Origin of the sequence: Microvirgula sp. AG722, assembly GCF_003269145.1 — a bacterium.
GTDB classification, from domain to species: domain Bacteria; phylum Pseudomonadota; class Gammaproteobacteria; order Burkholderiales; family Aquaspirillaceae; genus Microvirgula; species Microvirgula aerodenitrificans.
This window is the reverse complement of sequence record NZ_QLTJ01000015.1, coordinates 50,480-71,600: the sequence shown is the minus strand read 5'-3', so window position 1 is coordinate 71,600 and position 21,121 is coordinate 50,480. Positions and strand designations below refer to the sequence as shown.

Below are 21,121 nucleotides of genomic sequence, written 5' to 3'. Positions count from 1 at the left end.
CGCACGTTGCGCTATGGCGATGTCAACCTGCGCCCGCGCGCCGACCAGCGTCGAGACCAGTTCAGCAGCCAGTTCAGCCTCGCCATGCCGCACACGCTGGCGTCCGGCCTGACCCTGGAACCGCTGCTTGGCCTGAAATTGCGCCACCAGCGTGATGCGGCACTGACCGAACGGGATGCCGGCACCTACGCGCTGCGACTCTCGGCGGCACGCGACAGCGCCGTGGACGGCGTGCTCGGGCTGCGCGTCCGCTACGACGCCATCAACTTCCGCAACGACCGCGGCTGGCGGGCAGACGCCGAACTGCTGGGTCGCCCGACGCTGTACCGGCAGGCCGGCATCCGCCAGGCCGGCTTCGCCAGCGTCCCGGCCGCCGGCCGCTTCGAGCTGCCGGCGAGCGGCAACCACCGCCTGGGCTACGACGGCAAGCTCGGCCTCAGCCACCACGGCAGGGACAGCCGTTTCGAGGTCAGCGCCTTTGCCAGCCGTGACAACGGCGCCAGTGACGTCGGCCTGTCGACGAGCTACCGCTACGCCTTCTAGACTTTTCCTGCGTACCGACCCCCGTCGCGGCTTGCCGCTGCGGGGGTTTTCTGTTTCCAGGCGGCAAGGGCATGGTTCCGACCGGTTTGCGCTGGCCGCACCGCTCTGCAACACTGCGCCCCATGACGACCCTCCGCGCCCGCCCCCTTCTCCTCGCCTTGTGCCTGCTGTGCGCGCTGCCGGCACAGGCCGGTGCGCAACGCGAGGAACGCATGGCGGCGGGTGTCGCCAGTGCGATGCGTGACGGGCTGAACGAGCGCACGCTGCCGCGCATGGAGTTCGTCAATGCGGAAGAGGGCCGTGACTGGCTGTTCGAGATGTCGCGCCGGCTGGAGGCGCGGCTGCCGGATCGCCAGTGGCGCGAACGCCTGCTGGTCTCCATCCACTACGAAGCCACCCGCGTCGGTCTCGACCCGCAACTGGTGCTGGGCCTGATCCAGGTCGAAAGCGGGTTCAAAAGCCAGGCGCAGTCAGGCGTCGGCGCGCGCGGGCTGATGCAGGTCATGCCGTTCTGGCTGGGCGCGATCGGTTCGCCCGGACATGACCTGTTCGAGTACCGTACCAATCTGCGCTATGGCTGCGTGATCCTGCGCCACTATCTCGATATCGAGCGCGGCAATCTGTTCCGGGCGCTGGGACGCTACAACGGCAGCCTCGGCCAGTCAGGCTACCCGAATGCCGTGCAGGCGGCATGGAAGCAATGGCAGTGGAACTGGTCGCCGACGCTGCGCGCGGCGGCCACCGAGCGGCCGGCCCGGGCGGACCGGCAACGGATCAGCAACGAATGATGCGGGTGCCGGCCAGGCGATCCTGCAGGAAGCGGCGGTCACGGTCGAACAGGCTCCACAGCAGCGGTACACAGGCCCATGCCGTGACCGCAATGGCGATCCAGCGTTGCGACGGATTGAAGTGCGCCCAGCTCCAGGCCGGCAGTACCGGCGCATAGAACAGCGCGGTCACCACAAAGCGCACCACGGCCTGCGACCAGCGCAGGCGCCCGCCGTCGCGCGCATCGGTCAGGCGCAGCTTCCAGGTTTTCATTGCCAGCGTCTGTCCGCTGCGAATCCAGCAGTAGGCAAAGTAGCCGAACACCACGGTCAGCAGGTAGACCTGATACAGCAGGTCGAGCCAGGGCAGCTTGCCGTAGAAGGAAAACAGCGGCTGGAATACGCCTCCCGCCACCACCACCAGGGCGGCCAGCAGGATAAAGTCGTAGCACAGGCTGCCGAGTCGGCGCAGCTGGCCGGCGGGCAGGAAGTCGGCGGTATCGGTCACGTAGTCAGTGCCCTCTGGCGAAAAACGCCATTCTAGAGGGTGGGCGGCTTGCGGTCATCGGCTCAGCGCGCCGACGGAGCATCCGGTGTTTCGATCCCGGCCGCCGGCTCGCGCCCTTCGCGAACCCGCTCGCGCTCGGCCAGCTCCGCCAGTGCGGCGTCCCGCGCCGCCGGCGGCAGGGACTCGATCCGGTCGAACGTCCGGCGTGCTGCCTGCCGGTCCGGCATTTCCATCAGTGCCCAGTCGTACAGGTGCAATTGCACATTGGTCTGCTCGGCCGGCGTCAGCGACGCCCAGTGACCGACCAGGGCCAGAAACTCCTGTTTCTTGCGCGGGTTGTAGCGATTCCACTCCGGCTGCAGCGGCGCCAGCACGCTCTGCTCCTGCTCGGTCAGTTGCGACCACGGCGGGTTGACCGGTCGCCCGGAGGGCGAACAGGCGACCAGCGCCAGCGTCAGGCACAGCATCCACACCCTGCTCATCGTCCCTCCCCGTCCGGCACGAACGCGGCCGGCGGCAGCTCATTGGCCAGCAAGCGCAGATCGCGTGCGGCATCCTGGCGATTGCCGAAGCGCATCTGCACCCCGACGGCAACGCAGACCAGCAGCAGCATCACGCCCAGTCCCCAGGCTCCCCGGCGCAGCAGCAAGGCATGCCGCAGCCGCCAGCAGCGCCAGGTGGCGGACGGGGTCAGGATCGGCGCGGCCCCTGCCGGGGCCGGGGCCGGCACCGCGTGCAGCCGGGTGATGCCGGTGGTGATCAGCGCGACCGGATCGTCGATATCGTGTCCCTGCTGGCGCATCAGCACCAGCAGGTGCGCCCGGGCCTGCGCGGCGCGGGCGGCCACGGCGCGCGGCAACGCGCCCAGCGCTCGTGCCGCGTCGTTCACCGGCAAGCGGTACAGGTCGACGGCGAACAGGGCGTCGCGCTCCGCAGCGGGCAGCACGCGCAAGGCGCGCTGCCAGGTCGCTTCCAGATCCAGCCTGGCATCCGGTTCCAGCGGCTCGGCCTGACGCGCCAGTTGCCGGCCAAGCCGGCTCATCTCCCGCACCCAGGCCAGCGGCAGCAGACCGGCATCCAGCGCCGGCCCGTAGCACGCCAGCCGTGCCATCAACGCCGCGACCCCGTCCGAGGCCTGCCCAACCTCGCCCGAGCAGGCGAGAAAGTAGCGTTCGGCAATCGGCACGAGCGGGGAAACGAGAAATTCTCGGGAAGGACCGGACATTTTTCCAGTACAGAATGACGAGGGAAAACCGTGATGCAGCCTAACAGATTATTGCCACATCCGGCGCTTGCGCAGCACGCAATACGGCTAACGCACCGTTATGTGGCATGGACGACTCCGTGCCGGTGCCATGGTCACGCAGAAGGAGGATTCTCCAGCAAAATCCGGGCTGTGGCTGTTTTTTTGCAAAGCACAAATCCGCTTGACCGCCCTTTGTCATATCAGCTAACTTCGATTGCCACCCGTAATGATGAAACTGGCATCAAGAGGCTATCAAATGGAAATCTCCGGCGCCGAAATCGTCGCGCGCTGTCTGCAGGAAGAAGGGGTCGAATACGTCTTCGGCTACCCGGGCGGGGCAGTGCTGGAAATCTACGACGCAATCTTCAGACAGGACAAGTTCAAGCACGTACTGGTACGTCATGAACAAGCTGCCGTACACGCTGCCGATGGGTATTCCCGCTCCAGCCAGAAAGTGGGCGTTGCCCTGGTGACCTCCGGTCCCGGTGCGACCAATGCCGTGACCGGCATTGCCACGGCCTACCTCGACTCGATCCCGCTGGTTGTCATCTCCGGCCAGGTCGCGACACCTGCCATCGGGCTGGATGCGTTCCAGGAAGTCGACATGGTCGGTATCACCCGGCCGTGCGTGAAACACAACTTCCTGGTCAAGGACATCAACGACCTTGCGGAAACCTTCAAGAAGGCCTTCCACATCGCCCAGACCGGTCGTCCCGGCCCGGTGGTCATCGATATCCCGAAGGACGTCACCCAGGCACGCATCGAATTCAACTACCCTGACTCGGTTCACATCCGCAGCTATCAGCCGGCCGGCCGCGGCCACCCCGGCCAGATCCGCAAGGCGGCGCAGCTGATTCAGGAAGCCAAGCGGCCGTTCATCTATGTCGGCGGCGGCGCGATCCTGGCCAATGCCTGTCCCGAGGTCACCGAGCTGGCACGCCTGCTCAATGCCCCGGTGACCAACACACTGATGGGTCTCGGTGCCTACCCGGCCACCGACCGCCAGTTTGTCGGCATGCTCGGCATGCACGGCACCTACGAAGCCAATCTGGCGATGCAGAACTGCGACGTGCTGATCGCGATCGGCGCCCGCTTTGATGACCGCGTGGTGTCGGTGCCGGAAAAGTTCACCGCCGTGCCCAAGCGCATCATCCATATCGACATCGATCCGAGCTCGATCGCCAAGCGCGTGAAGGTCGACATCCCGATCGTCGGGCATGTGCGTGATGTCGTCACCGAGCTGATGGCGCAGATCCGCCATGAAAACCTGCTGCCCGATCCGGCCGCCGTGTCCGCATGGTGGGAACAGATCGAAGCCTGGCGTGAGCCGCAGTGTCTGCGCTACCGCCAGGACAGCGAGATCATCCAGCCGCAGTTCGTGGTGGAAAAGCTGTATGAAGTGACCGGTGGCCAGGCCATCGTCGCGTCCGACGTCGGCCAGCACCAGATGTTCGCCGCGCAGTACTACAAGTTCGACCGTCCGCGGCAGTGGCTGAACTCCGGTGGTCTGGGCACGATGGGCTTCGGCCTGCCGGCCGCCATGGGTGCGCAGCTTGCCAACCCGGACGCCGTCGTCGCCTGCATCACCGGCGAAGGCTCGATCCAGATGAACATCCAGGAACTGTCGACCTGCAAGCAGTACCACACGCCGGTCAAGGTCATCAGCCTGAACAACCGCTACCTCGGCATGGTCCGCCAGTGGCAGGAGTTCTACTACGGCAACCGCTATTCCGAGTCGTACATGGATTCGCTGCCCGACTTCGTCAAGATCGCCGAGGCCTACGGCCATGTCGGCTTCAAGATCGAAAGCCCGGCCGACGTCGAGCCGGTGCTGCGCGAAGCCTTCGGCCAGAAGCTGAAGAACCGCCTGGTCTTCCTCGACTTCCGCACCGATCCGACCGCCAACGTGTTTCCGATGGTCGGCAACGGCAAGGGGCTGGACGAGATGGACCTGCCGCCGCACATGTCCGATCTGCCTTCGGCGTCGGACCGCGACTACACCAACTTGTGCTAACGGACGGGGGAGAAAATACCATGCGTCACATCCTGTCCATTCTGCTCGAAAACGAAGCCGGCGCGCTGTCGCGCGTCGTCGGGCTGTTTTCCGCCCGCGCCTACAATATCGACTCGCTGACCGTGTCCACCACCGAGGACTCGACGCTCAGCCGCATGACCATCGTCACGCACGGATCCGATGACGTGATTGAACAGATCACCAAGCAGCTCAACAAGCTGATCGAGGTGGTCAAGGTCATCGACCTCAACGAGTCCGAGCATATCGAGCGCGAACTGATGCTGATCAAGGTTCGCGCCGCAGGCAAGGATCGCGAGGAAATGAAGCGGATGGCGGACATCTTCCGCGGCCGCATCATCGACGTGACCGAAAAAAGCTATACCATCGAGCTGACCGGCACGAGCGACAAGCTCAACGCGTTCATCGAGGCCATCGACCGTGCGGTCATCCTCGAAACGGTCCGCACCGGCGCCTCCGGCGTCGGTCGTGGCGAGCGCATCCTGAAAATTTGAGAAACCCCGGCAACACCCGCTGAAACTGGCGGCACTGACTGGCCGCCGCGCCGCATGCGACGCGGCCCGTTTCACGCAGCATGGAGAGAAATACAGTGAAGGTTTACTACGACAAAGACGCCGACCTCAGCCTGATCAAGGGCAAGAAGGTCGCCATCATCGGTTACGGTTCGCAAGGTCACGCCCACGCGCAAAACCTGAAGGATTCCGGCGTAGACGTCGTCGTTGGCCTGCGCAAGAACGGCGCATCGTGGAAGAAGGCCGAAACGGCCGGCCACAAGGTCAAGGAAGTCGCCGAGGCGGTCAAGAAGGCCGACGTGGTCATGATCCTGCTGCCGGACGAATCGCAGCCCGAGGTGTACGCCAGCGACATCGAGCCGAACCTGAAGAAGGGCGCGGCCCTGGCCTTCGCCCACGGCTTCAACGTCCATTACAACCAGATCGTGCCGCGCGACGACGTCGACGTGATCATGATTGCGCCGAAGGGCCCGGGCCACACCGTGCGCTCCGAATACCTGAAGGGCGGCGGCGTGCCGAGCCTGATCGCCGTGTACCAGGACAAGTCGGGCAAGGCCCGCGACGTGGCGCTGTCGTATGCTGCGGCCAACGGCGGCACCAAGGGCGGCGTGATCGAAACCAACTTCCGCGAAGAAACCGAAACCGACCTGTTCGGCGAACAGGCCGTGCTGTGCGGTGGTGCGGTCGAGCTGGTCAAGGCCGGTTTCGAAACGCTGACCGAAGCCGGTTACGCGCCGGAAATGGCCTACTTCGAGTGTCTGCACGAGCTGAAGCTGATCGTCGACCTGATGTACGAAGGCGGCATCGCCAACATGAACTACTCGATCTCGAACAACGCCGAGTACGGCGAGTACGTGACCGGCCCGGAAGTCGTGACCGAAGCGACCAAGGACGCGATGCGCAATGCACTCAAGCGCATCCAGTCCGGCGAATACGCGAAGATGTTCATCCTCGAAGGCAAGACCAACTACCCGAGCATGACCGCCCGCCGTCGCCTGACCGCCGCTCATCCGATCGAACAGGTCGGCAGCCAGCTGCGCGCGATGATGCCGTGGATCGCCAAGAACAAGCTGGTCGACCAGAGCAAGAACTGACCGGACTGCACGCCCCCGTTATCGCGGGGCGTCAGGCTGTTCCCGAACCCTTCGCCATTGGCGAAGGGTTTTTCATTGGCGGGCGGCCCGGCCATAATGGCGGCATGCCGGCCGCCGCTTGCGCGGCCCCCGCCCCCACTGGAGCCGAACCATGAAATCACGCGCCGCCGTTGCCTTTGCTGCAGGCAAACCCCTGGAAATCGTCGAGATCGACGTCGAAGATCCGCGCGCCGGCGAAGTGCTGGTCCGCATCACCCATACCGGTGTCTGCCACACCGATGCCTTCACCCTCAGCGGCGACGACCCGGAAGGCATCTTCCCGGCCGTGCTCGGCCATGAAGGCGGCGGCATCGTGGTCAAGGTCGGCGACGGCGTCACCAGCGTCCGGGAAGGCGATCACGTCATTCCGCTGTACACGGCCGAATGCGGCAAGTGCAAGTTCTGCCTGTCCGGCAAGACCAATCTGTGCCAGGCCGTGCGCGCCACCCAGGGCAAGGGCCTGATGCCGGACGGCAGCACCCGCTTCTCGTACAACGGCCAGCCGATCTACCACTATATGGGCTGCAGCACCTTCAGCGAGTACACCGTGGTGCCGGAAATCTCGCTGGCAGTGGTCAATCCGGAAGCGCCGCTGGAAAAGGTCTGCCTGCTCGGCTGCGGCGTCACCACCGGCATCGGCGCGGTGCACAATACCGCCAGGGTCAAGGCCGGCGATACCGTGGCCATATTCGGTCTCGGCGGCATCGGTCTGGCCGCCATCCAGGGCGCGGTGCAGGCCAGAGCCGGCCGCATCATCGCCATCGACACCAACCCGGACAAGTTCGCGCTGGCGCGCAGCATGGGTGCCACCGACTGCATCAACCCGAAGGATCATGCGCGGCCAATCCAGGACGTCATCGTCGAGATGACCGACGGCGGCGTCGATTTCAGCTTCGAGTGCATCGGCAATGTCGACGTGATGCGCGCGGCACTGGAGTGCTGCCACAAGGGCTGGGGCGAAAGCATCATCATCGGCGTGGCCGGCGCGGGCCAGGAGATCCGCACCCGCCCGTTCCAGCTGGTCACCGGCCGGGTCTGGCGCGGTTCGGCCTTCGGCGGCGTCAAGGGTCGCAGCCAGCTGCCGGGCATGGTGGAACAGGCGATGCACGGCGAGATCGACCTCGATCCGTTCATTACCCACACCCTGCCGCTGGAACGCATCAACGAAGCTTTCGACCTGATGCATGAAGGCAAATCGATCCGCACGGTCATCCACTTCCAGGGCAGTTGACATGGAGCGCATAGCACGCAACGCCTGCTTCGGCGGCTGGCAGGACGTCTACCGCCATACCTCGGCCGTGCTCGGCTGCCCGATGCATGTCGCGGTCTACCTGCCGCCGCAGGCGCAGCAGCGGCCGGTGCCGGTGCTGTACTGGCTGTCCGGCCTGACCTGCACCGAGCAGAACTTCATCACCAAGGCCGGCGCACAGCGCTACGCAGCCGAGCATGGCATCATGCTGGTCGCGCCGGATACCAGCCCGCGCGGCGACGGGGTCGCCGACGATCCCGCTTACGACCTCGGCCAGGGTGCCGGCTTTTACGTCAATGCCACCCGCGCGCCCTGGGCGGCGCACTACCGGATGTATGACTATGTGCGCGACGAATTGCCGGCACTGATCGAAGCCTGCCTGCCCGCCGGCAGCCAGCGCGCCATCGCCGGTCATTCGATGGGTGGCCATGGCGCGCTGGTGCTGGCACTGCGAAACCCCGGTCGTTACCGCAGCGTCTCGGCCTTCGCGCCTATCGTCGCTCCCGGCCAGGTGCCGTGGGGAGAAAAGGCGTTTTCCGCCTATCTGGGCGATGATCGCGAACTGTGGCAGCAATATGACAGCTGCAAACTGCTGGCTTCTGCAACGGAAAGACTGCCGCTGCTGGTCGATCAGGGCGAAGCAGACGATTTTCTCGCCACCCAGCTGCAACCGGAACGACTGCGGGCCGCGGCCGCGGCAGCCGGCCACCCGCTGACGCTGCGGCTGCATCCCGGTTATGACCACAGCTATTATTTCATCGCCAGTTTTATCGGCGACCACATTGCCCACCATGCACGGGCGCTGTTCGCAGCAGACTGATCGACGGCAAATCCGCCCTGACCGGTTCCCGGCCGCACATCGGCAGGAAAAATCCGACTGGGAAAACTTCATCCATGTGCCATAAATGACATACGCGACGGCGCGCGGGGTGCGCGCTGTCCGAAACATTCATACCGGGCCGCGCATGAAGCCATCCCTCCTCGTTCCGTCCTGTATCGCCGCTGCCGTCTCGCTGGCCTGGGCTCCCGCCGCCTTCGCTGCCGTGGACAATGCAGAAGTCCAGCGCCTGACCCAGGAACTCAATCTGCTCAAGCAGCGCTACGCCGCGCAGCAACGCACACTTGATCAGCTCGAAACCCGCATCAAGGCGCTGGCCGCCGCCTCCGGCGCCCCGCCGGCCACGGCAGCAGCCGGAAGCAGTGCCGGTGCCGCCGCAACGGCGGGGGGCGACTTCGCGGCAGCCGGCGGTGCGGCCGGCAGCGGGGCGGCAATCGGCACGGTCCAGCAGGCTGCCGCACAGGATATCCCGCCGCAGAAGAGCGTCGAGGACATCTACCAGAACGCCAGCGGCTTCCTGACCGGCAGCCGCTTCTCGCTGGAAGCCGGGCTCACTTATTCGCACTACGATTCGCGCCAGTTGAACGTCAGCGGCTTCTATGCGCTCGACTCGATCCTGCTCGGCAGCATCAATCTCGACCGCATCAAGAGCAACACCTTCACCTTTGACCTGACCGGGCGCATGTCGCTTGGTGACCGCTGGCAGTTCGATGCCAATATCCCGTTCCTGTACCGCTACAGCGATTACATCACCCAGACCGGCACCGCCGTCCCGATCGAAGCCAACGTCTCGTCCGGCCCGGCCATCGGCGATGCCAGTTTTGGCCTGGCGTACAAGCTGGTGAAAGAAGACGAGAACTGGCCGGACATCGTCGGCAGCCTGCGCGTGCGGGCGCCGACCGGACGCGAGCCGTACGGCATCAAGCTGGTCACGCGCGACCAGAGCGGCAACCAGGTGCTGGCCACCCCGAACGAGCTGCCGACCGGCAACGGCGTATGGGCGGTCACTGCCGGCATGTCCTTCGTCAAGACGGTCGATCCGGTCGTGCTGTTCGCCAACCTCGGCTACACCTACAACATCCGCCGCCACTTCGACGATATCAGCCAGCAGGTCGGTCAGACGCTGCCCGGTCACGTCAAGCTCGGCGACAGCATCCAGCTCGGCATGGGCATGGCCTTTGCGCTCAACGACCGCATGAGCCTCGGCATGTCGTACTCGTCGTCGATTGCCCGGAAGACCCGTATCCAGTACGACGGGCAGAGCGAACAGGATGTGCTGAACAGCGACACCCACGCCGCCGCGTTCAACTTCGGTCTGACCTGGGTGGTGAACAAGAACCTGTCGGTGGTGCCGAACCTGGCAATCGGGCTGACGCCGGATTCGCCGGATTACTCGCTGAGCCTCCGCTTCCCGTACAACTTCTGAACGCGGAAATGAAAAAGAGCCCCGGAACAAAAGGGGGTTTCCGGGGGCAAGGAGCAGGCCAGTGCATGATTATTGTTGTCTGGTCCGTGTCCCCGCACAGGCGGAAAAGACGGTCACAGTCAAAACGGGGCGCAGGTGTCGCCCTACTGGATGCCGCGCATCAGGTTGACCAGCGGCACGGTGCTGGAGCGCAGCGACGCGGCGTCGATGTTCACGGTCAGCCGGGCCAGATTGGTCACCTGATTGTGGCTGCTGATGACAGCCGTCTGCTGGCTCAGGTTGCCGTTGCCGATGCCCTGCTGCGCCGTCCCCTGCCCGGCGACCGCCATGCTCAGCGACAGACGGCCGCTCTGCAATGCCGCCAGCACATTGCCGGCCTGCAGCGTGGTGGTACCGCTGGCCGACAGGGTGCCGACCTGGGTCATGCCGGCAGTCAGCCCCGGCGCCGTGGTGCCGGCCGGCCCCACTTCCACGCCGATGCCATTGCCGACCCGGTTGCCGTCGCCGGCAATCTGTATTCCCTGCGACACCCCCTTTACCGTCGACAGGTCGGTCTGCACCACGGTGCCGGTCCCTGCCGCCGCTGCCGCCCCGCCCTTGTTCCCGGACTGATAGACGGTGATGGTCGGCAAAAAGCCGTTGCCCTGCGACGCGGCAAACTTCACTGCAGCCGACTGGGTGTCGCCGGCCTGCGTTTGCCAGCTGGTGACCATTTCCAGACCGAAGCTGACGATCTGACCGGGTGCCACATACTTGCCGCGCATATTGGCCAGCATGTCGTTGCCGACCTCGGTAATGCGCAATGGCTCGGCCGCCAGCGCCGGGGCCGACAACCCCAGCCCCGCCAGACAGCCCATCCAGACAATCCGTTTCATGGTTGTCCCCCGTGACCGTGCCAGGCACGATCAGAAAAAATCGCTTTGCGTGAAGCCGAACTCCATCAGGTCGGCATCCCGTATCGGCCGGAACTCGTTCACCATCCGGCTGCGCCGCAACGGGTCCGGCGGCGTCAGCAGCACGTTGTTGCGGTTGTAGTTCGGCCCGATGACGGCCAGCAGCACACCATTCCAGCCTTCGCCGAATTCCTTCAGCGACACGCGACGATTGCCCAGCACCGGATCGGCCATGAACACCACGTCGCGGGTGGCCCGCTGCACGATGACAAAATGCTTGTAGCCGCGATAGTCGACCAGCGAGATGGTCGGTACGCGGATGGTCGGCAGGTCTTCCAGCTTCATCTGGTAACCGCGCCCGCGCAGGCCGATCGCCTCGACCAGCGTCTTCATGTCCAGCATCGAGAAACCCTGGGTCCGGACCAGTTCGGGGTCGGACACCCCCATCATGGCCTCGATCAGGTCGCCTTCATCGATATGCAGTCCATAGGCGTAACGCAGCAGCGTGGCCAGTGCGGCTGCGCCACAGCTGTAGTCGGTCTGCTGTTGCACCACATTGCGAAACCTGGCTGCCTTCAGGCTCCAGACCGGTTTCGACAGTGACACGGTACTGGAGACATCGACCCGCATCGGCGCGCTGTCCGGCGCGGCCGCCAGGGCAGGCCCCGACACCAGCAGCGCCAGCACGCCCGTCCGCATCCATTTGCGTGTCATGACATTCTCCGTTGCGCGGGAACAGCGGCCACTGCGGTCACGCTGCCTGCGCACCATTCGGCTGCAACATGGGCGCGAACCCGAAAGTCCGCGCCCCGTCCTCCCCTGCCGCTTTCCTTACTTGCCGGAAGCCGCTGCGATAACCAGCGAGTTGGCTTGCTGGTTGCCGATGCCCGAAGCGATGTTCACACCCACGTTGCCGGTGTTGTTCATCAGCGAGTTGCCGACGGCTGCAGTCAGATCGCAAGCCTGATCGGTAAAGGACTTGTTGTGGTCAAGCTGCTGGCTGGTCGAAGCGGTCGCGGAAGCCAGGATGGCACCCTTGGCATTGGCGATCGACGTGCTGTTGCCTTGCTGGTTGCCCTGACCGGCCGCCACGTTCACACCCACGACGCCGGTGTTGCCGTTGACCGAGTGCCAGACCGCGGCCGTCAGCTTGTCGCCATGGCCGATCGACCAGTTGTTCAGCTGGCCATCCTGCTCGGCCTGGCTGCTGGCAATGGCTGCCGCGCCCTTGCTGCTGGTCCCGCCATTGCCGCAATCGCCACCGCGGCAGCTGTCCGACGACACCGAGACGCCACCGGTCACGAAGGACAGGTCGGCAATGGCCAGCGCATTCGATTGCTGGTTGCCATCACCGGCGCCGACGTTCAGGCCGACATTGCCGAGGTTGCCGGTCACGCTGTGGTCGACGGAGGCGGACGCATTGGAACCCAGCTCGCCATCATTGCGATAGCTGACCTGACGGGTGTTGGTCGCCGCATCGGCCTTGGCCGTGATGTTCAGCGTGCCGCCGCCGTTGATCTTGATGTCAGTGCTGACCTTTTCGACATTGCTCTTGTCGGATTCCTGGGCGAACTTGCCGGTCGTGGTCTTGCTGGCGGTCGAGGTATTGCTCACCGTCGACGAGGTGCTCTTGGTGTCGGTGAACTTGGTGCCGCCGTCTTCCCCGCCTCCCGGAGGGTTGTAACCGCCACCAGCCAGGGCCGAGGAGGCTGCGAACGCGCCGGCCACTGCCAGCAGAACCAGTTTGATCTGGGTTTTCATGATGAGTTTCTCCTTGCTTGATTGAATGCGCGTTTGCCCGCGCCGGCATCATGGAGTCGAGAACTGCCCGTCCCCGTGAATTCCTTACTGCCACTGCCTCACTGCCAGACCATCAGGGCGCATGTACCGCCAGGGCGATGCCATTGCCTGCCTGATTGCCGTTTCCCGCGACCTGGTTCACCTGAACCACGCCACTGAGATTCTGAAAACTTGCCGCATCCATCGTGGCCTGCCGCTTGCCGCCGGCCACCTCGTTCCCGCTGCCACCACTGTCCGGCGCGGCGGAGGTCAGACCGGCCAGCCGGCTGTCGTCGACCGCACCGACATGGCTGGCCGTGGTCGTCGCACTGGCATTCGGTCCGGTCGCCAGCGCAAACTGGTTGAGCGTCTGGTTGAAACCCCCGCTGACCTGATTGACCTGCAGCACGCCGACCCCGCCCTGGAAGCTCCCGCCACTGATGCTGGCGCTGTAATTGTTCTTGCCCAGCGCGGCCAGATCGCCGGCCGTGACCCGCTGTGCCTGCCCGGTTTGCGCGGCGGCTTGTGCAAGCCCCGCCGTCGTCGTCGACAGCACGGTCTGGTTCGCCTGCTGGTTGCCCAGGCCGGCGGCCTGGTTGACCGCCTGACGACCGACCGACTGGCCGCCGCTGCCCTGAATCAGGGTGTCCATGTCGGCCGCCGTCGCCGCCAGCGGCAGCAGCAGGACCAGGCAGAGGGGAGTGCGCTTCATGGCCATGTCCTCAGCGGATACCGAGTGAACGGGCCACGGTGTTGGCAATACTGCCGCCCAGGCTGCCCGACGCTCCGCCGCTGGCACCGCCGCCCTGGCTGCCGCCCATCGTCGACAGGTTGCTGCCGATCGGCGCCGTGACGGCCTGGGCAGTCGAACCCGACTGGGTGCCGTAAACCCCGGGCCGGGCCCCCAGCAGCGCACTGTTCGCTTCGCCGATCCCCATGCTGCCCAGCACCTCGGGCGAGCGGTCGGTGTTCACGGTGGTGGTCTGCGGATTTTTCGGCGTGTTCGCCAGCTGGAAATACGGGGTGACAGGCAGTTCGCGCCGGATGACGATATTGCCGCCGTCCGCCAGTGCCAGCCCGGCATGGGCAGCCAGCAGGCTGACCAGCATCGGGCGGAAGTAGGACGTTGTGTTCATGGCGGTCTCCGGTGTGTCGGACTTTTCTGCCCTTCATATGGCATGATGCGTGCCAACCACTCAACGCATTGATTTCAATGGATTTTTATTTTCACACCGCTGGCAGAACGCCATGACTGTTTCATATCCGAGACAGGACTTAGCCGTGAGGAATGACTCGGGCAGGCAGGGATATGCTTTGTTCATGAGTTGTCATATGCATGGAGGTAGACAACGATGAACATTCCGTCAGGCATGCTGGGACAACGTCATCCCCACCAGCGAAAATGCCGTCCGATTTTGAGAATCCGCCAGCACATTCATCGGGCCCGCCCGCCGGCAGATCAGAAAAGCTGCCTGTCACAGCAACGGCTGCTTTACAATCGTCCGCTGGTTACGAACTGAACGAGTCCATGAATCACTACCCGCACCCGATCCTGGCCCGCGAAGGCTGGCCCTACATTGTCTGCTCCGTTGCCCTGGCCATTGTCCTGAGCTATGCGATAGGTGCCTGGTCGCTGCCGTTCTGGCTGCTGGCGCTGTTTGTCGTGCAGTTCTTCCGCGACCCGGCGCGAACCATCCCGACGCAGAAGAACGCCGTACTGAGCCCGGCTGACGGCCGGATCGTGGTAGTCGAACGCACCGAGGACCCGCAGCTGAAGCAGCCGGCGATCAAGGTCAGCGTGTTCATGAACGTGTTCAACGTGCACTCGAACCGCAGCCCGGTCGATGGCACGGTGACCCAGGTCAACTACCATGCCGGCAGCTTCCTGAATGCGTCGATGGCCAAGGCCTCGACCGAAAACGAGCGCAACGCGGTATCGGTGCGGATGGACAACGGCACCGAGGTCACCTTTATCCAGATCGCCGGTCTGGTGGCGCGTCGCATCCTCTGCTACGCGAAGCCGGGCGACCGCCTGGCCCGTGGCCAGCGCTACGGCTTTATCCGCTTCGGTTCCCGGGTGGACGTGTACCTGCCGCTGTCGGCTACCGTCAAGGTTGCCATCGGTGATAAAGTGAGCGCCACTCACACCATTCTCGCCGAGCTGGCGGAATAACATCGCCTCCGGCCGCGGAGACCTTCCGCGGCTGCGCCCCCATCAGACACATGCCAGATACCCAGACAAAAATGCCCCTGCGCCGCCAGGGGATATACCTGCTGCCGAACCTGTTCACGCTTGCCGCGCTGTTTGCCGGCTTCTATGCCATCGTGCAGGGCATGAACAACCAGTTCGAGCTGGCCGCCGTGGCCATTTTCATTGCCATGATCCTCGATGGCATGGATGGCCGCGTCGCCCGCATGACCCACAGCCAGAGCGCTTTCGGCGCCGAGTTCGACTCACTGTCCGACATGGTCAGTTTCGGCGTCGCGCCGGCACTGGTTGCCTATGAATGGATGCTGCGCGATTTCGGCAAGCTCGGCTGGATGGTCGCCTTCATCTACTGCGCCGGCGCGGCACTGCGCCTGGCACGCTTCAATACCATGATCGGCGTGGCCGACAAGCGCTGGTTTACCGGCCTGCCGAGTCCGGCCGCCGCGGCGCTGGTCGCCGGCCTGGTGTGGATCGTGCACGCGTACAGCCTCGACGTGCCCGGCATCGACTGGATCGCGCTGGTGTTCACCGCCTTTGCCGGCATCTCGATGGTCACCAACGTCCGCTTCTACTCGTTCAAGGAAATCAATCCGCGCGCCAAGGTGCCGTTCGTCGCCATGCTGGTGGTGCTGGTGGTCATCCTGCTGACGGCCTCGACGCCGGCGCTGGTGCTGTTCGGCTTCTTTGTCGTCTATGCGCTGTCCGGCTATGTGCTGGCACTGCTGCGCATGGGACGCCGCAAGCCCGCGGTCGAACCGGTACCGCGTGCCGAGCTCGACATCAGCCCGGCAGACAAGGCAGACGACAGCCCGCGCCAGGACTGACGTTCGCGATCGGCAAGGCCAGCAAAAAGGGAACCCGCGGGTTCCTTTTTTGCTGGCCTGTTGCCACGCGATTGTTCCGGTTTTCGCTACAAACCGTACCGAACCAGCCGGTTTATCTCCCGGGCTGGCAGTGCGACACTGGGCCATCGACACATCCGCCGCGAAGGAGCCCTCATGTCCACCCTGCCCACCCTGTTCGTCTCCCATGGTTCGCCAATGCTGGCACTGGATACCGGCGAGATCGGTCATGCCTGGCGCACGCTGGCTGCCAGCCTGCCGCGCCCGCGTGCCATTCTCGCCGTGTCGGCACACTGGAACACGCCGGCGCCGGTACTGTCGACCGCCGCGCAGCCGGCCACCATCCACGATTTCTACGGCTTCCCCGCCCCGCTGTACCAGCTGCAATACCCGGCCCCCGGCGCGCCGGCGCTGGCGCGGGAAATTGTCGATCTGCTGGCCGGCGCCGGCATCGAGGCCACGACAGATCCCGACTACGGTCTCGATCACGGCGCCTGGACGCCGCTGCGCGAACTGTATCCCCAGGCCGATATTCCGGTGCTGCAGCTGTCGGTCCAGCCACGCCGCGATCCGGCCTGGCATTACCGGGTCGGCCAGGCCCTGTCGGCGCTGCCGGCCGACGGCGTGCTGGTACTGGCTTCCGGCAGCCTGACCCACAATCTGCGCGATGCGATGTCCGGTCTGCCGGCCCAGCCCTATGTCGAGGCGTTCGCCGACTGGATGTACCGGACGCTGACGGCCGGCGAGGTGGACAGCGCGCTCGACTATCGCCACCAGGCACCGGGCGCCACGCGTGCCCACCCGACCGACGAGCACCTGCTGCCGCTGTTCGTCGCGCTGGGTGCCGCCGGGGCCGGGGCCCGGGCCACACGTTTCTATCACGGCGAGGACAGTGCGCTGTCGATGGACAGTTATCGCTTCGATCCGGTGCCGTCCGCCACAGCCTGATGCGCCTTTTTTCAACAACAATATCGGACAATATGTCCGATATTGTTGTTTGGACATGGGAAAAATGAAGTTTTTTACGCTTGATTACGATTTTTGTTTGACCGGTTGTCCGATATTGGGTAAGTTTCCTACAGCACTTCAGGAAAGACACCCATGTCATTGGACATTGCAAAACTGATCGACGACTTTGGCGGCCCCGCCACCCTGGCCGATGCGCTGACGCGCGCCTGGCCCGAGGAGCCGATCAGCCGCGCAGCGGTGTACAAATGGCGCGCACGCGGCGGCCTGCCGCAGGCGCAGCTGAACAAGCTGGCACAACTTGCGGCACAGCAAGGCCGGCGTTTCGATCTGAACACCTATCTGCTCACTGCGAGCGCGCCTGACCCCCGGAGAAATAGTGAAATGAGCGACCGCCTCTATATTTTCGACACCACCTTGCGCGACGGCGAACAAAGCCCGGGCGCGGCGATGACCAAGGAAGAGAAAATCCGCATCGCCCGCCAGCTGGAACGTCTGGGGGTGGACATCATCGAGGCCGGTTTCGCTGCCGCCAGCCCGGGTGACGCGGAAGCCATCCACGCCATTGCCGGCATCATCAAGGACAGCACGGTCTGTTCGCTGGCCCGCGCCAACGAACGCGACGTGCGGGCCGCCGGTGAAGCCATCCAGCCGGCCGCGAAGGGCCGCATCCACATCTTCATCGCCACCAGCCCGATCCATATGGAGAAGAAGCTGCGCATGACGCCGGACGAGGTGGTGGCCGCCGCGGTCAGTGCCATCGCCGTCGGCCGCGAATACACCGATGACATCGAGTTCTCGGCCGAGGATGCAGTCCGCTCCGACATCGACTTCCTGATCCGCATCTTCGAGGCGGTGATCAAGGCCGGCGCCCGCACCATCAATGTCCCGGACACGGTCGGCTACAGCATTCCGTCAGTCTGGCAGGAACACATGCGCACGCTGATCGCCCGCGTACCCGGCGCCGACCAGGTGATCTGGTCGACCCACTGCCACAACGACCTCGGCATGGCGGTCGCCAATTCGCTGGCCGCGATCCAGGGCGGCGCACGCCAGGTCGAGTGCACGATCAATGGCCTTGGCGAGCGCGCCGGCAATGCGTCGCTGGAAGAAATCGTCATGGCGATCAAGACCCGCAAGGACGTGTTCGGGCTGGAAACCCGCATTGATGCCACCCAGATCGTGCCGACGTCCAAGCTGGTGTCGACCATCACCGGCTATCCGGTACAACCGAACAAGGCCATCGTCGGCGCCAATGCGTTCTCGCATGAATCCGGCATCCACCAGGACGGTGTGCTCAAGCACCGCGAAACCTACGAAATCATGTCGGCCGAAAGTGTCGGCTGGTCGACCAACCGCCTGACCCTCGGCAAGTTGTCCGGTCGCAACGCGTTCCGCACCAAGCTGACCGAGCTCGGCATCGAGATCGCCAGCGAGGTGGCACTGAATGCAGCCTTCGCCCGCTTCAAGGAGCTGGCCGACCGCAAGCGCGAAATTTTCGACGAAGACTTGCTGGCGCTGGCCAATGAAGAGCTGAGCGCCCATGAGCCGGAAGCGTTCAGGTTCGTGTCGCTGAAGCTGGCGACCGAAACCGGCGAGTCGCCGCGTGCCGAGATCGTGTTCAACCAGCAGGGGCAGGAATGCCGTGCCGAATCCAGCGGGTCCGGCCTGGTCGACGCCACGTTCAAGGCGATCGAAAGCGTCGCCAGCAGCGGCAGCGAGCTCGAACTGTACTCGGTCAATGCCATTACCCAGGGTACCGACAGCCAGGGCGAAGTCACCGTGCGTCTCGCCCGCGACGGCCGCGTCGTCAATGGTCAGGGTGCCGACACGGACATCATCGTCGCCAGTGCCAAGGCCTATCTGTCGGCGCTGAACAAGCTTTCCCAATCCGAACGGCTGCACGCTCAGCACAGCAGCGTCTGAACCGCTCCAGATCCCGTCGGCAGATGTCATCCATCTGTTAACCGACCCGTCATCGCCAACGCGGCGCGATCCGCCGCCGAGGTCAGGAAATACCGTCCGGCCGTGTGATCCACGCCGTCGACGCCGGGCCGCCCTTACCAAGGGCGGCCTCGACTGCTTGCAGGGGTGGGCGCCAGCGGCAGCAGTGGCGCCGGTACACGCCCGGCTGACAGCAACTGTCGTGAGCACGGCAGTCGCCTGATTCAATCCTGCCCCTTCCGTCCCCGCCGCCGCGGGGAAACCTCGCTTCGCTCGTCCGTTCTTCGCTCTCTTGCAGGGTGGGCACCAGCGGCAGCAGTGGCGCCGGTACACGCCCGGCTGACAGCAACTGTCGTGAGCACGGCAGTCGCCTGATTCAATCCTGCCCCTTCCGTCCCCGCTGAACGCCCCCCCCAAAAGTTGGATACCCGACCTACGCTTGGGGGAGGTTCATGGCGAAGTACGATTTGAGTTTCAAGCTCAGCGTGGTTGAGCAGCATCTGTCCGGTCACACCGGGTCGCGGACCGTCGCTAATCAATACGGATGAGATGCCTGCAGCCGCAGCGCAGCCGCCGCCACAGGCATACAATGACGGCCCGCCATTTTGACCCGGCCATCGTCATGCCGCTGCTGTTCGCCGAACTGTTCTTCTTCCTGCTGGTCATTCTTGTCGCCGCCGAAATCTTCACCAATGCGCTGGAGCATCTGGGCGAGAAGCTGCATATTTCCGAGGGTGTCACCGGTTCGCTGTTCGCGGCAGTCGGCACCGCGCTGCCGGAAACGCTGGTGCCGATTCTGGCCATTATCGGCGGCACCGCCGACCAGGCGGTCAACCACGAGATCGGTGTCGGCGCCATTCTGGGCGCGCCGCTGATGCTCGGCACCCTGACCTGTTGCATGATGGCCATCGCCGCGCTGCGCCAGCGCGGACTGCACGGTCATATCCGGCCGGAACCGACCGGTCTCAAGCGCGACCTGAGCTTCTTCCTGGCCGGCTACGCCATTGCGACGCTGGCCATGTTCGTCCCGCACCAGTATGACAGCCTGCACCTGCGCGGCATGCTGTCGTTCGTGCTGGTGCTGCTGTACTTCGTCTATATGCTGGTAACGCTGAAGGCATCCAGCGCGCTGGTCGAGGCCGGGCACGGCACCGAAGCGGAAAACACCATGTATCTGGCGCGGCTGCGGCTGCCGGTCAATCTGTTCACCATCGTCCTTCAGCTCGGTCTCGGGCTGACGCTGCTGGTCTGGGGCGCCGAGGGCTTTATCGACGGCGTGGCCGGCGCCTCGTCCTTCCTGCACATCTCGCCGCTGCTGCTGTCGCTGCTGATCATTCCGATCGCCACCGAACTGCCGGAGAAGATCAATTCCATCCTGTGGATCCGCCGTGACAAGGACACCCTGGCCTTCGGCAACATCACCGGCGCCATGGTGTTCCAGGGCACCCTGCTGCCGGCCATCGGCATTGCGCTGACACCGTGGGTGCCGCGTCCGGAAGTATTCCTCGGTCTGGTGATCACGCTGGTCGCCGCCTGCTGGCTGCGGCATCTGGCCCGTCATCCGGGCGGTATCCGCATCCGCCACCTGATGCTGAACGGCGTGCTGTACGCGTCGTATCTGGTGCTGGCGATCACGCTCAGTTAGGCGCGACGCCGCGCCTGCATCGGCTCGCCAATGGCCGCCAGTTCAGCGGCGGACAGCAGCACGGCGGCTTGCGCGAAAACCCCGCCTTCCTCACGTGCCGCATGCTCGCGGTAGCGCCCGGCAAAGGCGTGGGCGAGCGCGGCATCCAGCGTGGCGCTCTGGCGCGCCGCCACGGCTTCCAGTTGCGGCTTCAGCTGCGCCCACAGCCCGGCAAATGCGCGGTGCTCGGCCTTCAGTGCGGCGATTTCATCGGCCAGCGACGGGTCGCGGGCCAGCAGCAGCGGAAACAGGTCGCGTTCCTCGTCATCGTGATGCAGCGGGCCGGCAATATCGAAATAGCGCAAGATGCCCTGCGCCGCGCTGACGGCGCCGTCATTGCAGCCGTGCTGTTCCAGCCAGGCCGGCAGGGCATCCAGCCAGCCGGCAAAGCGGCGCACCTTGTCGTGACAGGCATGCAGCATGTCCAGCGGCGCGGCGAAGCTCGGCGCGGGTGCGGCAAACGGTTCTTCTGGCTGCATCGGGCGGACTCCAGGCGGATTCGGGGGCGGGCGGCATCTGCTACAGTGATCGCCATTGTAGACGCAGGCCC

22 protein-coding genes are annotated in these 21,121 nt (G+C 64.8%); 13 read left to right on the top strand and 9 right to left on the bottom strand.

Features of this window, described 5'->3' with window-relative positions; all coding sequences use genetic code 11:
* Both DFO50_RS15660 and DFO50_RS15655 read left to right on the top strand, forming a co-directional pair.
* The coding region (locus DFO50_RS15660) for an autotransporter domain-containing protein (RefSeq protein ID WP_146745123.1) at positions 1 to 543 on the top strand (543 nt) is incomplete at its 5' end.
* Between the two features lie 122 nt (positions 544 to 665).
* Positions 666 to 1,331, top strand: coding sequence for a transglycosylase SLT domain-containing protein (locus DFO50_RS15655; protein ID WP_107889067.1), 666 nt, complete (start codon positions 666 to 668; stop codon positions 1,329 to 1,331).
* On the opposite strand, the gene DFO50_RS15650 is transcribed toward DFO50_RS15655, so the two are convergent.
* The 3 genes from DFO50_RS15650 to DFO50_RS15640 form a co-directional block, all read right to left on the bottom strand.
* Positions 1,318 to 1,818 (bottom strand): RDD family protein, encoded by a 501-nt coding sequence (locus DFO50_RS15650; RefSeq protein WP_028499443.1) that lies wholly within the window; start codon positions 1,816 to 1,818, stop codon positions 1,318 to 1,320. The two genes, DFO50_RS15655 and DFO50_RS15650, sit on opposite strands and share 14 nt — an antisense overlap.
* 62 nt (positions 1,819 to 1,880) lie before the next feature.
* Positions 1,881 to 2,300 (bottom strand): DUF3106 domain-containing protein, encoded by a 420-nt coding sequence (locus DFO50_RS15645; RefSeq protein ID WP_107889066.1) that lies wholly within the window; start codon positions 2,298 to 2,300, stop codon positions 1,881 to 1,883.
* Positions 2,297 to 3,043 carry a hypothetical protein gene (locus DFO50_RS15640; RefSeq protein ID WP_146745122.1) on the bottom strand — a complete coding sequence of 249 codons (747 nt, stop codon included), beginning with the start codon at positions 3,041 to 3,043 and terminating at the stop codon, positions 2,297 to 2,299. The genes DFO50_RS15645 and DFO50_RS15640 overlap by 4 nt, the downstream gene beginning before the upstream one ends.
* A 277-nt stretch (positions 3,044 to 3,320) precedes the next feature.
* Here DFO50_RS15640 and ilvB point away from each other — a divergent pair, with 277 nt between their 5' ends.
* The 6 genes from ilvB to DFO50_RS15610 all read left to right on the top strand — a co-directional run bounded on the left by ilvB (position 3,321) and on the right by DFO50_RS15610 (position 10,254).
* Positions 3,321 to 5,078, top strand: coding sequence for a biosynthetic-type acetolactate synthase large subunit (gene ilvB, locus DFO50_RS15635; protein WP_028499446.1), 1,758 nt, complete (start codon positions 3,321 to 3,323; stop codon positions 5,076 to 5,078).
* A gap of 20 nt (positions 5,079 to 5,098) precedes the next feature.
* The gene (gene ilvN, locus DFO50_RS15630; protein WP_028499447.1) at positions 5,099 to 5,590 is read left to right on the top strand and encodes an acetolactate synthase small subunit; all 492 of its coding nucleotides are present in this window, start codon (positions 5,099 to 5,101) and stop codon (positions 5,588 to 5,590) included.
* 95 nt (positions 5,591 to 5,685) lie between these two features.
* Complete coding sequence (gene ilvC / locus DFO50_RS15625) at positions 5,686 to 6,702, top strand: ketol-acid reductoisomerase (protein WP_028499448.1); 1,017 nt, start codon at positions 5,686 to 5,688, stop codon at positions 6,700 to 6,702.
* 151 nt (positions 6,703 to 6,853) lie between these two features.
* Complete coding sequence (locus DFO50_RS15620; RefSeq protein ID WP_107889065.1) at positions 6,854 to 7,972, top strand: S-(hydroxymethyl)glutathione dehydrogenase/class III alcohol dehydrogenase; 1,119 nt, start codon at positions 6,854 to 6,856, stop codon at positions 7,970 to 7,972.
* 1 nt (position 7,973) lies between these two features.
* Positions 7,974 to 8,810, top strand: a complete 837-nt coding sequence (gene fghA / locus DFO50_RS15615) for an S-formylglutathione hydrolase (RefSeq protein WP_028499450.1) — start codon at positions 7,974 to 7,976, stop codon at positions 8,808 to 8,810.
* A gap of 145 nt (positions 8,811 to 8,955) precedes the next feature.
* Positions 8,956 to 10,254 (top strand): hypothetical protein, encoded by a 1,299-nt coding sequence (locus tag DFO50_RS15610; protein ID WP_028499451.1) that lies wholly within the window; start codon positions 8,956 to 8,958, stop codon positions 10,252 to 10,254.
* A 143-nt stretch (positions 10,255 to 10,397) separates the two neighbouring features.
* Here the strand turns inward: DFO50_RS15610 and DFO50_RS15605 are convergent, their stop codons facing one another.
* The 5 genes from DFO50_RS15605 to DFO50_RS15585 all read right to left on the bottom strand — a co-directional run bounded on the left by DFO50_RS15605 (position 10,398) and on the right by DFO50_RS15585 (position 14,062).
* Positions 10,398 to 11,129 carry a hypothetical protein gene (locus tag DFO50_RS15605; RefSeq protein WP_146745121.1) on the bottom strand — a complete coding sequence of 244 codons (732 nt, stop codon included), beginning with the start codon at positions 11,127 to 11,129 and terminating at the stop codon, positions 10,398 to 10,400.
* A gap of 30 nt (positions 11,130 to 11,159) precedes the next feature.
* Entirely contained in the window at positions 11,160 to 11,861 is a 702-nt protein-coding gene (locus DFO50_RS15600; protein WP_199489859.1) for a C39 family peptidase, read from the bottom strand.
* Between the two features lie 117 nt (positions 11,862 to 11,978).
* Positions 11,979 to 12,908: a hypothetical protein gene (locus DFO50_RS15595; protein WP_036386083.1), complete on the bottom strand. Its 930-nt coding sequence runs from the start codon at positions 12,906 to 12,908 to the stop codon at positions 11,979 to 11,981.
* A 112-nt stretch (positions 12,909 to 13,020) separates the two neighbouring features.
* Positions 13,021 to 13,638: a hypothetical protein gene (locus DFO50_RS15590; RefSeq protein WP_028499454.1), complete on the bottom strand. Its 618-nt coding sequence runs from the start codon at positions 13,636 to 13,638 to the stop codon at positions 13,021 to 13,023.
* A 10-nt stretch (positions 13,639 to 13,648) separates the two neighbouring features.
* On the bottom strand, positions 13,649 to 14,062 hold the full coding sequence (locus DFO50_RS15585) for a hypothetical protein (RefSeq protein ID WP_146745120.1): 414 nt from the start codon (positions 14,060 to 14,062) through the stop codon (positions 13,649 to 13,651).
* A 392-nt stretch (positions 14,063 to 14,454) separates the two neighbouring features.
* On the opposite strand from DFO50_RS15585, the gene DFO50_RS15580 reads away from it, so the two are divergent.
* The 5 genes from DFO50_RS15580 to DFO50_RS15560 all read left to right on the top strand — a co-directional run bounded on the left by DFO50_RS15580 (position 14,455) and on the right by DFO50_RS15560 (position 20,532).
* On the top strand, positions 14,455 to 15,099 hold the full coding sequence (locus DFO50_RS15580; protein WP_028499456.1) for a phosphatidylserine decarboxylase: 645 nt from the start codon (positions 14,455 to 14,457) through the stop codon (positions 15,097 to 15,099).
* A 71-nt stretch (positions 15,100 to 15,170) separates the two neighbouring features.
* Positions 15,171 to 15,959 carry a CDP-diacylglycerol--serine O-phosphatidyltransferase gene (gene pssA, locus DFO50_RS15575; protein ID WP_169735647.1) on the top strand — a complete coding sequence of 263 codons (789 nt, stop codon included), beginning with the start codon at positions 15,171 to 15,173 and terminating at the stop codon, positions 15,957 to 15,959.
* A gap of 174 nt (positions 15,960 to 16,133) precedes the next feature.
* Entirely contained in the window at positions 16,134 to 16,925 is a 792-nt protein-coding gene (locus tag DFO50_RS15570; RefSeq protein WP_112692839.1) for a dioxygenase, read from the top strand.
* A 153-nt stretch (positions 16,926 to 17,078) separates the two neighbouring features.
* Positions 17,079 to 18,869: a 2-isopropylmalate synthase gene (locus DFO50_RS15565; RefSeq protein ID WP_028499458.1), complete on the top strand. Its 1,791-nt coding sequence runs from the start codon at positions 17,079 to 17,081 to the stop codon at positions 18,867 to 18,869.
* Positions 18,870 to 19,476: 607 nt separating this feature from the next.
* Positions 19,477 to 20,532: a sodium:calcium antiporter gene (locus DFO50_RS15560; RefSeq protein ID WP_233495287.1), complete on the top strand. Its 1,056-nt coding sequence runs from the start codon at positions 19,477 to 19,479 to the stop codon at positions 20,530 to 20,532.
* Here the strand turns inward: DFO50_RS15560 and DFO50_RS15555 are convergent.
* The gene (locus tag DFO50_RS15555) at positions 20,529 to 21,050 is read right to left on the bottom strand and encodes a hemerythrin domain-containing protein (RefSeq protein WP_107889062.1); all 522 of its coding nucleotides are present in this window, start codon (positions 21,048 to 21,050) and stop codon (positions 20,529 to 20,531) included. The two genes, DFO50_RS15560 and DFO50_RS15555, sit on opposite strands and share 4 nt — an antisense overlap.
* Positions 21,051 to 21,121: the final 71 nt, after the last annotated feature.

Excerpts from the sequence above, each read along its gene's own strand:
- DFO50_RS15595 (WP_036386083.1), bottom strand. The coding sequence starts at position 12,908 with ATGAAAACCCAGATCAAACTGGTTCTGCTGGCAGTGGCCGGCGCGTTC.
- DFO50_RS15590 (WP_028499454.1), bottom strand. The coding sequence starts at position 13,638 with ATGAAGCGCACTCCCCTCTGCCTGGTCCTGCTGCTGCCGCTGGCGGCG.
- DFO50_RS15605 (WP_146745121.1), bottom strand. The coding sequence starts at position 11,129 with ATGAAACGGATTGTCTGGATGGGCTGTCTGGCGGGGCTGGGGTTGTCG.
- DFO50_RS15620 (WP_107889065.1), top strand. The coding sequence starts at position 6,854 with ATGAAATCACGCGCCGCCGTTGCCTTTGCTGCAGGCAAACCCCTGGAA.
- DFO50_RS15640 (WP_146745122.1), bottom strand. The coding sequence starts at position 3,043 with ATGTCCGGTCCTTCCCGAGAATTTCTCGTTTCCCCGCTCGTGCCGATT.
- DFO50_RS15655 (WP_107889067.1), top strand. The coding sequence starts at position 666 with ATGACGACCCTCCGCGCCCGCCCCCTTCTCCTCGCCTTGTGCCTGCTG.
- fghA (WP_028499450.1), top strand. The coding sequence starts at position 7,974 with ATGGAGCGCATAGCACGCAACGCCTGCTTCGGCGGCTGGCAGGACGTC.
- pssA (WP_169735647.1), top strand. The coding sequence starts at position 15,171 with ATGCCCCTGCGCCGCCAGGGGATATACCTGCTGCCGAACCTGTTCACG.
- DFO50_RS15600 (WP_199489859.1), bottom strand. The coding sequence starts at position 11,861 with ATGACACGCAAATGGATGCGGACGGGCGTGCTGGCGCTGCTGGTGTCG.
- DFO50_RS15610 (WP_028499451.1), top strand. The coding sequence starts at position 8,956 with ATGAAGCCATCCCTCCTCGTTCCGTCCTGTATCGCCGCTGCCGTCTCG.
- DFO50_RS15565 (WP_028499458.1), top strand. The coding sequence starts at position 17,079 with ATGTCATTGGACATTGCAAAACTGATCGACGACTTTGGCGGCCCCGCC.
- DFO50_RS15585 (WP_146745120.1), bottom strand. The coding sequence starts at position 14,062 with ATGAACACAACGTCCTACTTCCGCCCGATGCTGGTCAGCCTGCTGGCT.
- DFO50_RS15555 (WP_107889062.1), bottom strand. The coding sequence starts at position 21,050 with ATGCAGCCAGAAGAACCGTTTGCCGCACCCGCGCCGAGCTTCGCCGCG.
- ilvN (WP_028499447.1), top strand. The coding sequence starts at position 5,099 with ATGCGTCACATCCTGTCCATTCTGCTCGAAAACGAAGCCGGCGCGCTG.
- DFO50_RS15580 (WP_028499456.1), top strand. The coding sequence starts at position 14,455 with ATGAATCACTACCCGCACCCGATCCTGGCCCGCGAAGGCTGGCCCTAC.
- DFO50_RS15560 (WP_233495287.1), top strand. The coding sequence starts at position 19,477 with ATGACGGCCCGCCATTTTGACCCGGCCATCGTCATGCCGCTGCTGTTC.
- ilvB (WP_028499446.1), top strand. The coding sequence starts at position 3,321 with ATGGAAATCTCCGGCGCCGAAATCGTCGCGCGCTGTCTGCAGGAAGAA.
- DFO50_RS15570 (WP_112692839.1), top strand. The coding sequence starts at position 16,134 with ATGTCCACCCTGCCCACCCTGTTCGTCTCCCATGGTTCGCCAATGCTG.
- DFO50_RS15645 (WP_107889066.1), bottom strand. The coding sequence starts at position 2,300 with ATGAGCAGGGTGTGGATGCTGTGCCTGACGCTGGCGCTGGTCGCCTGT.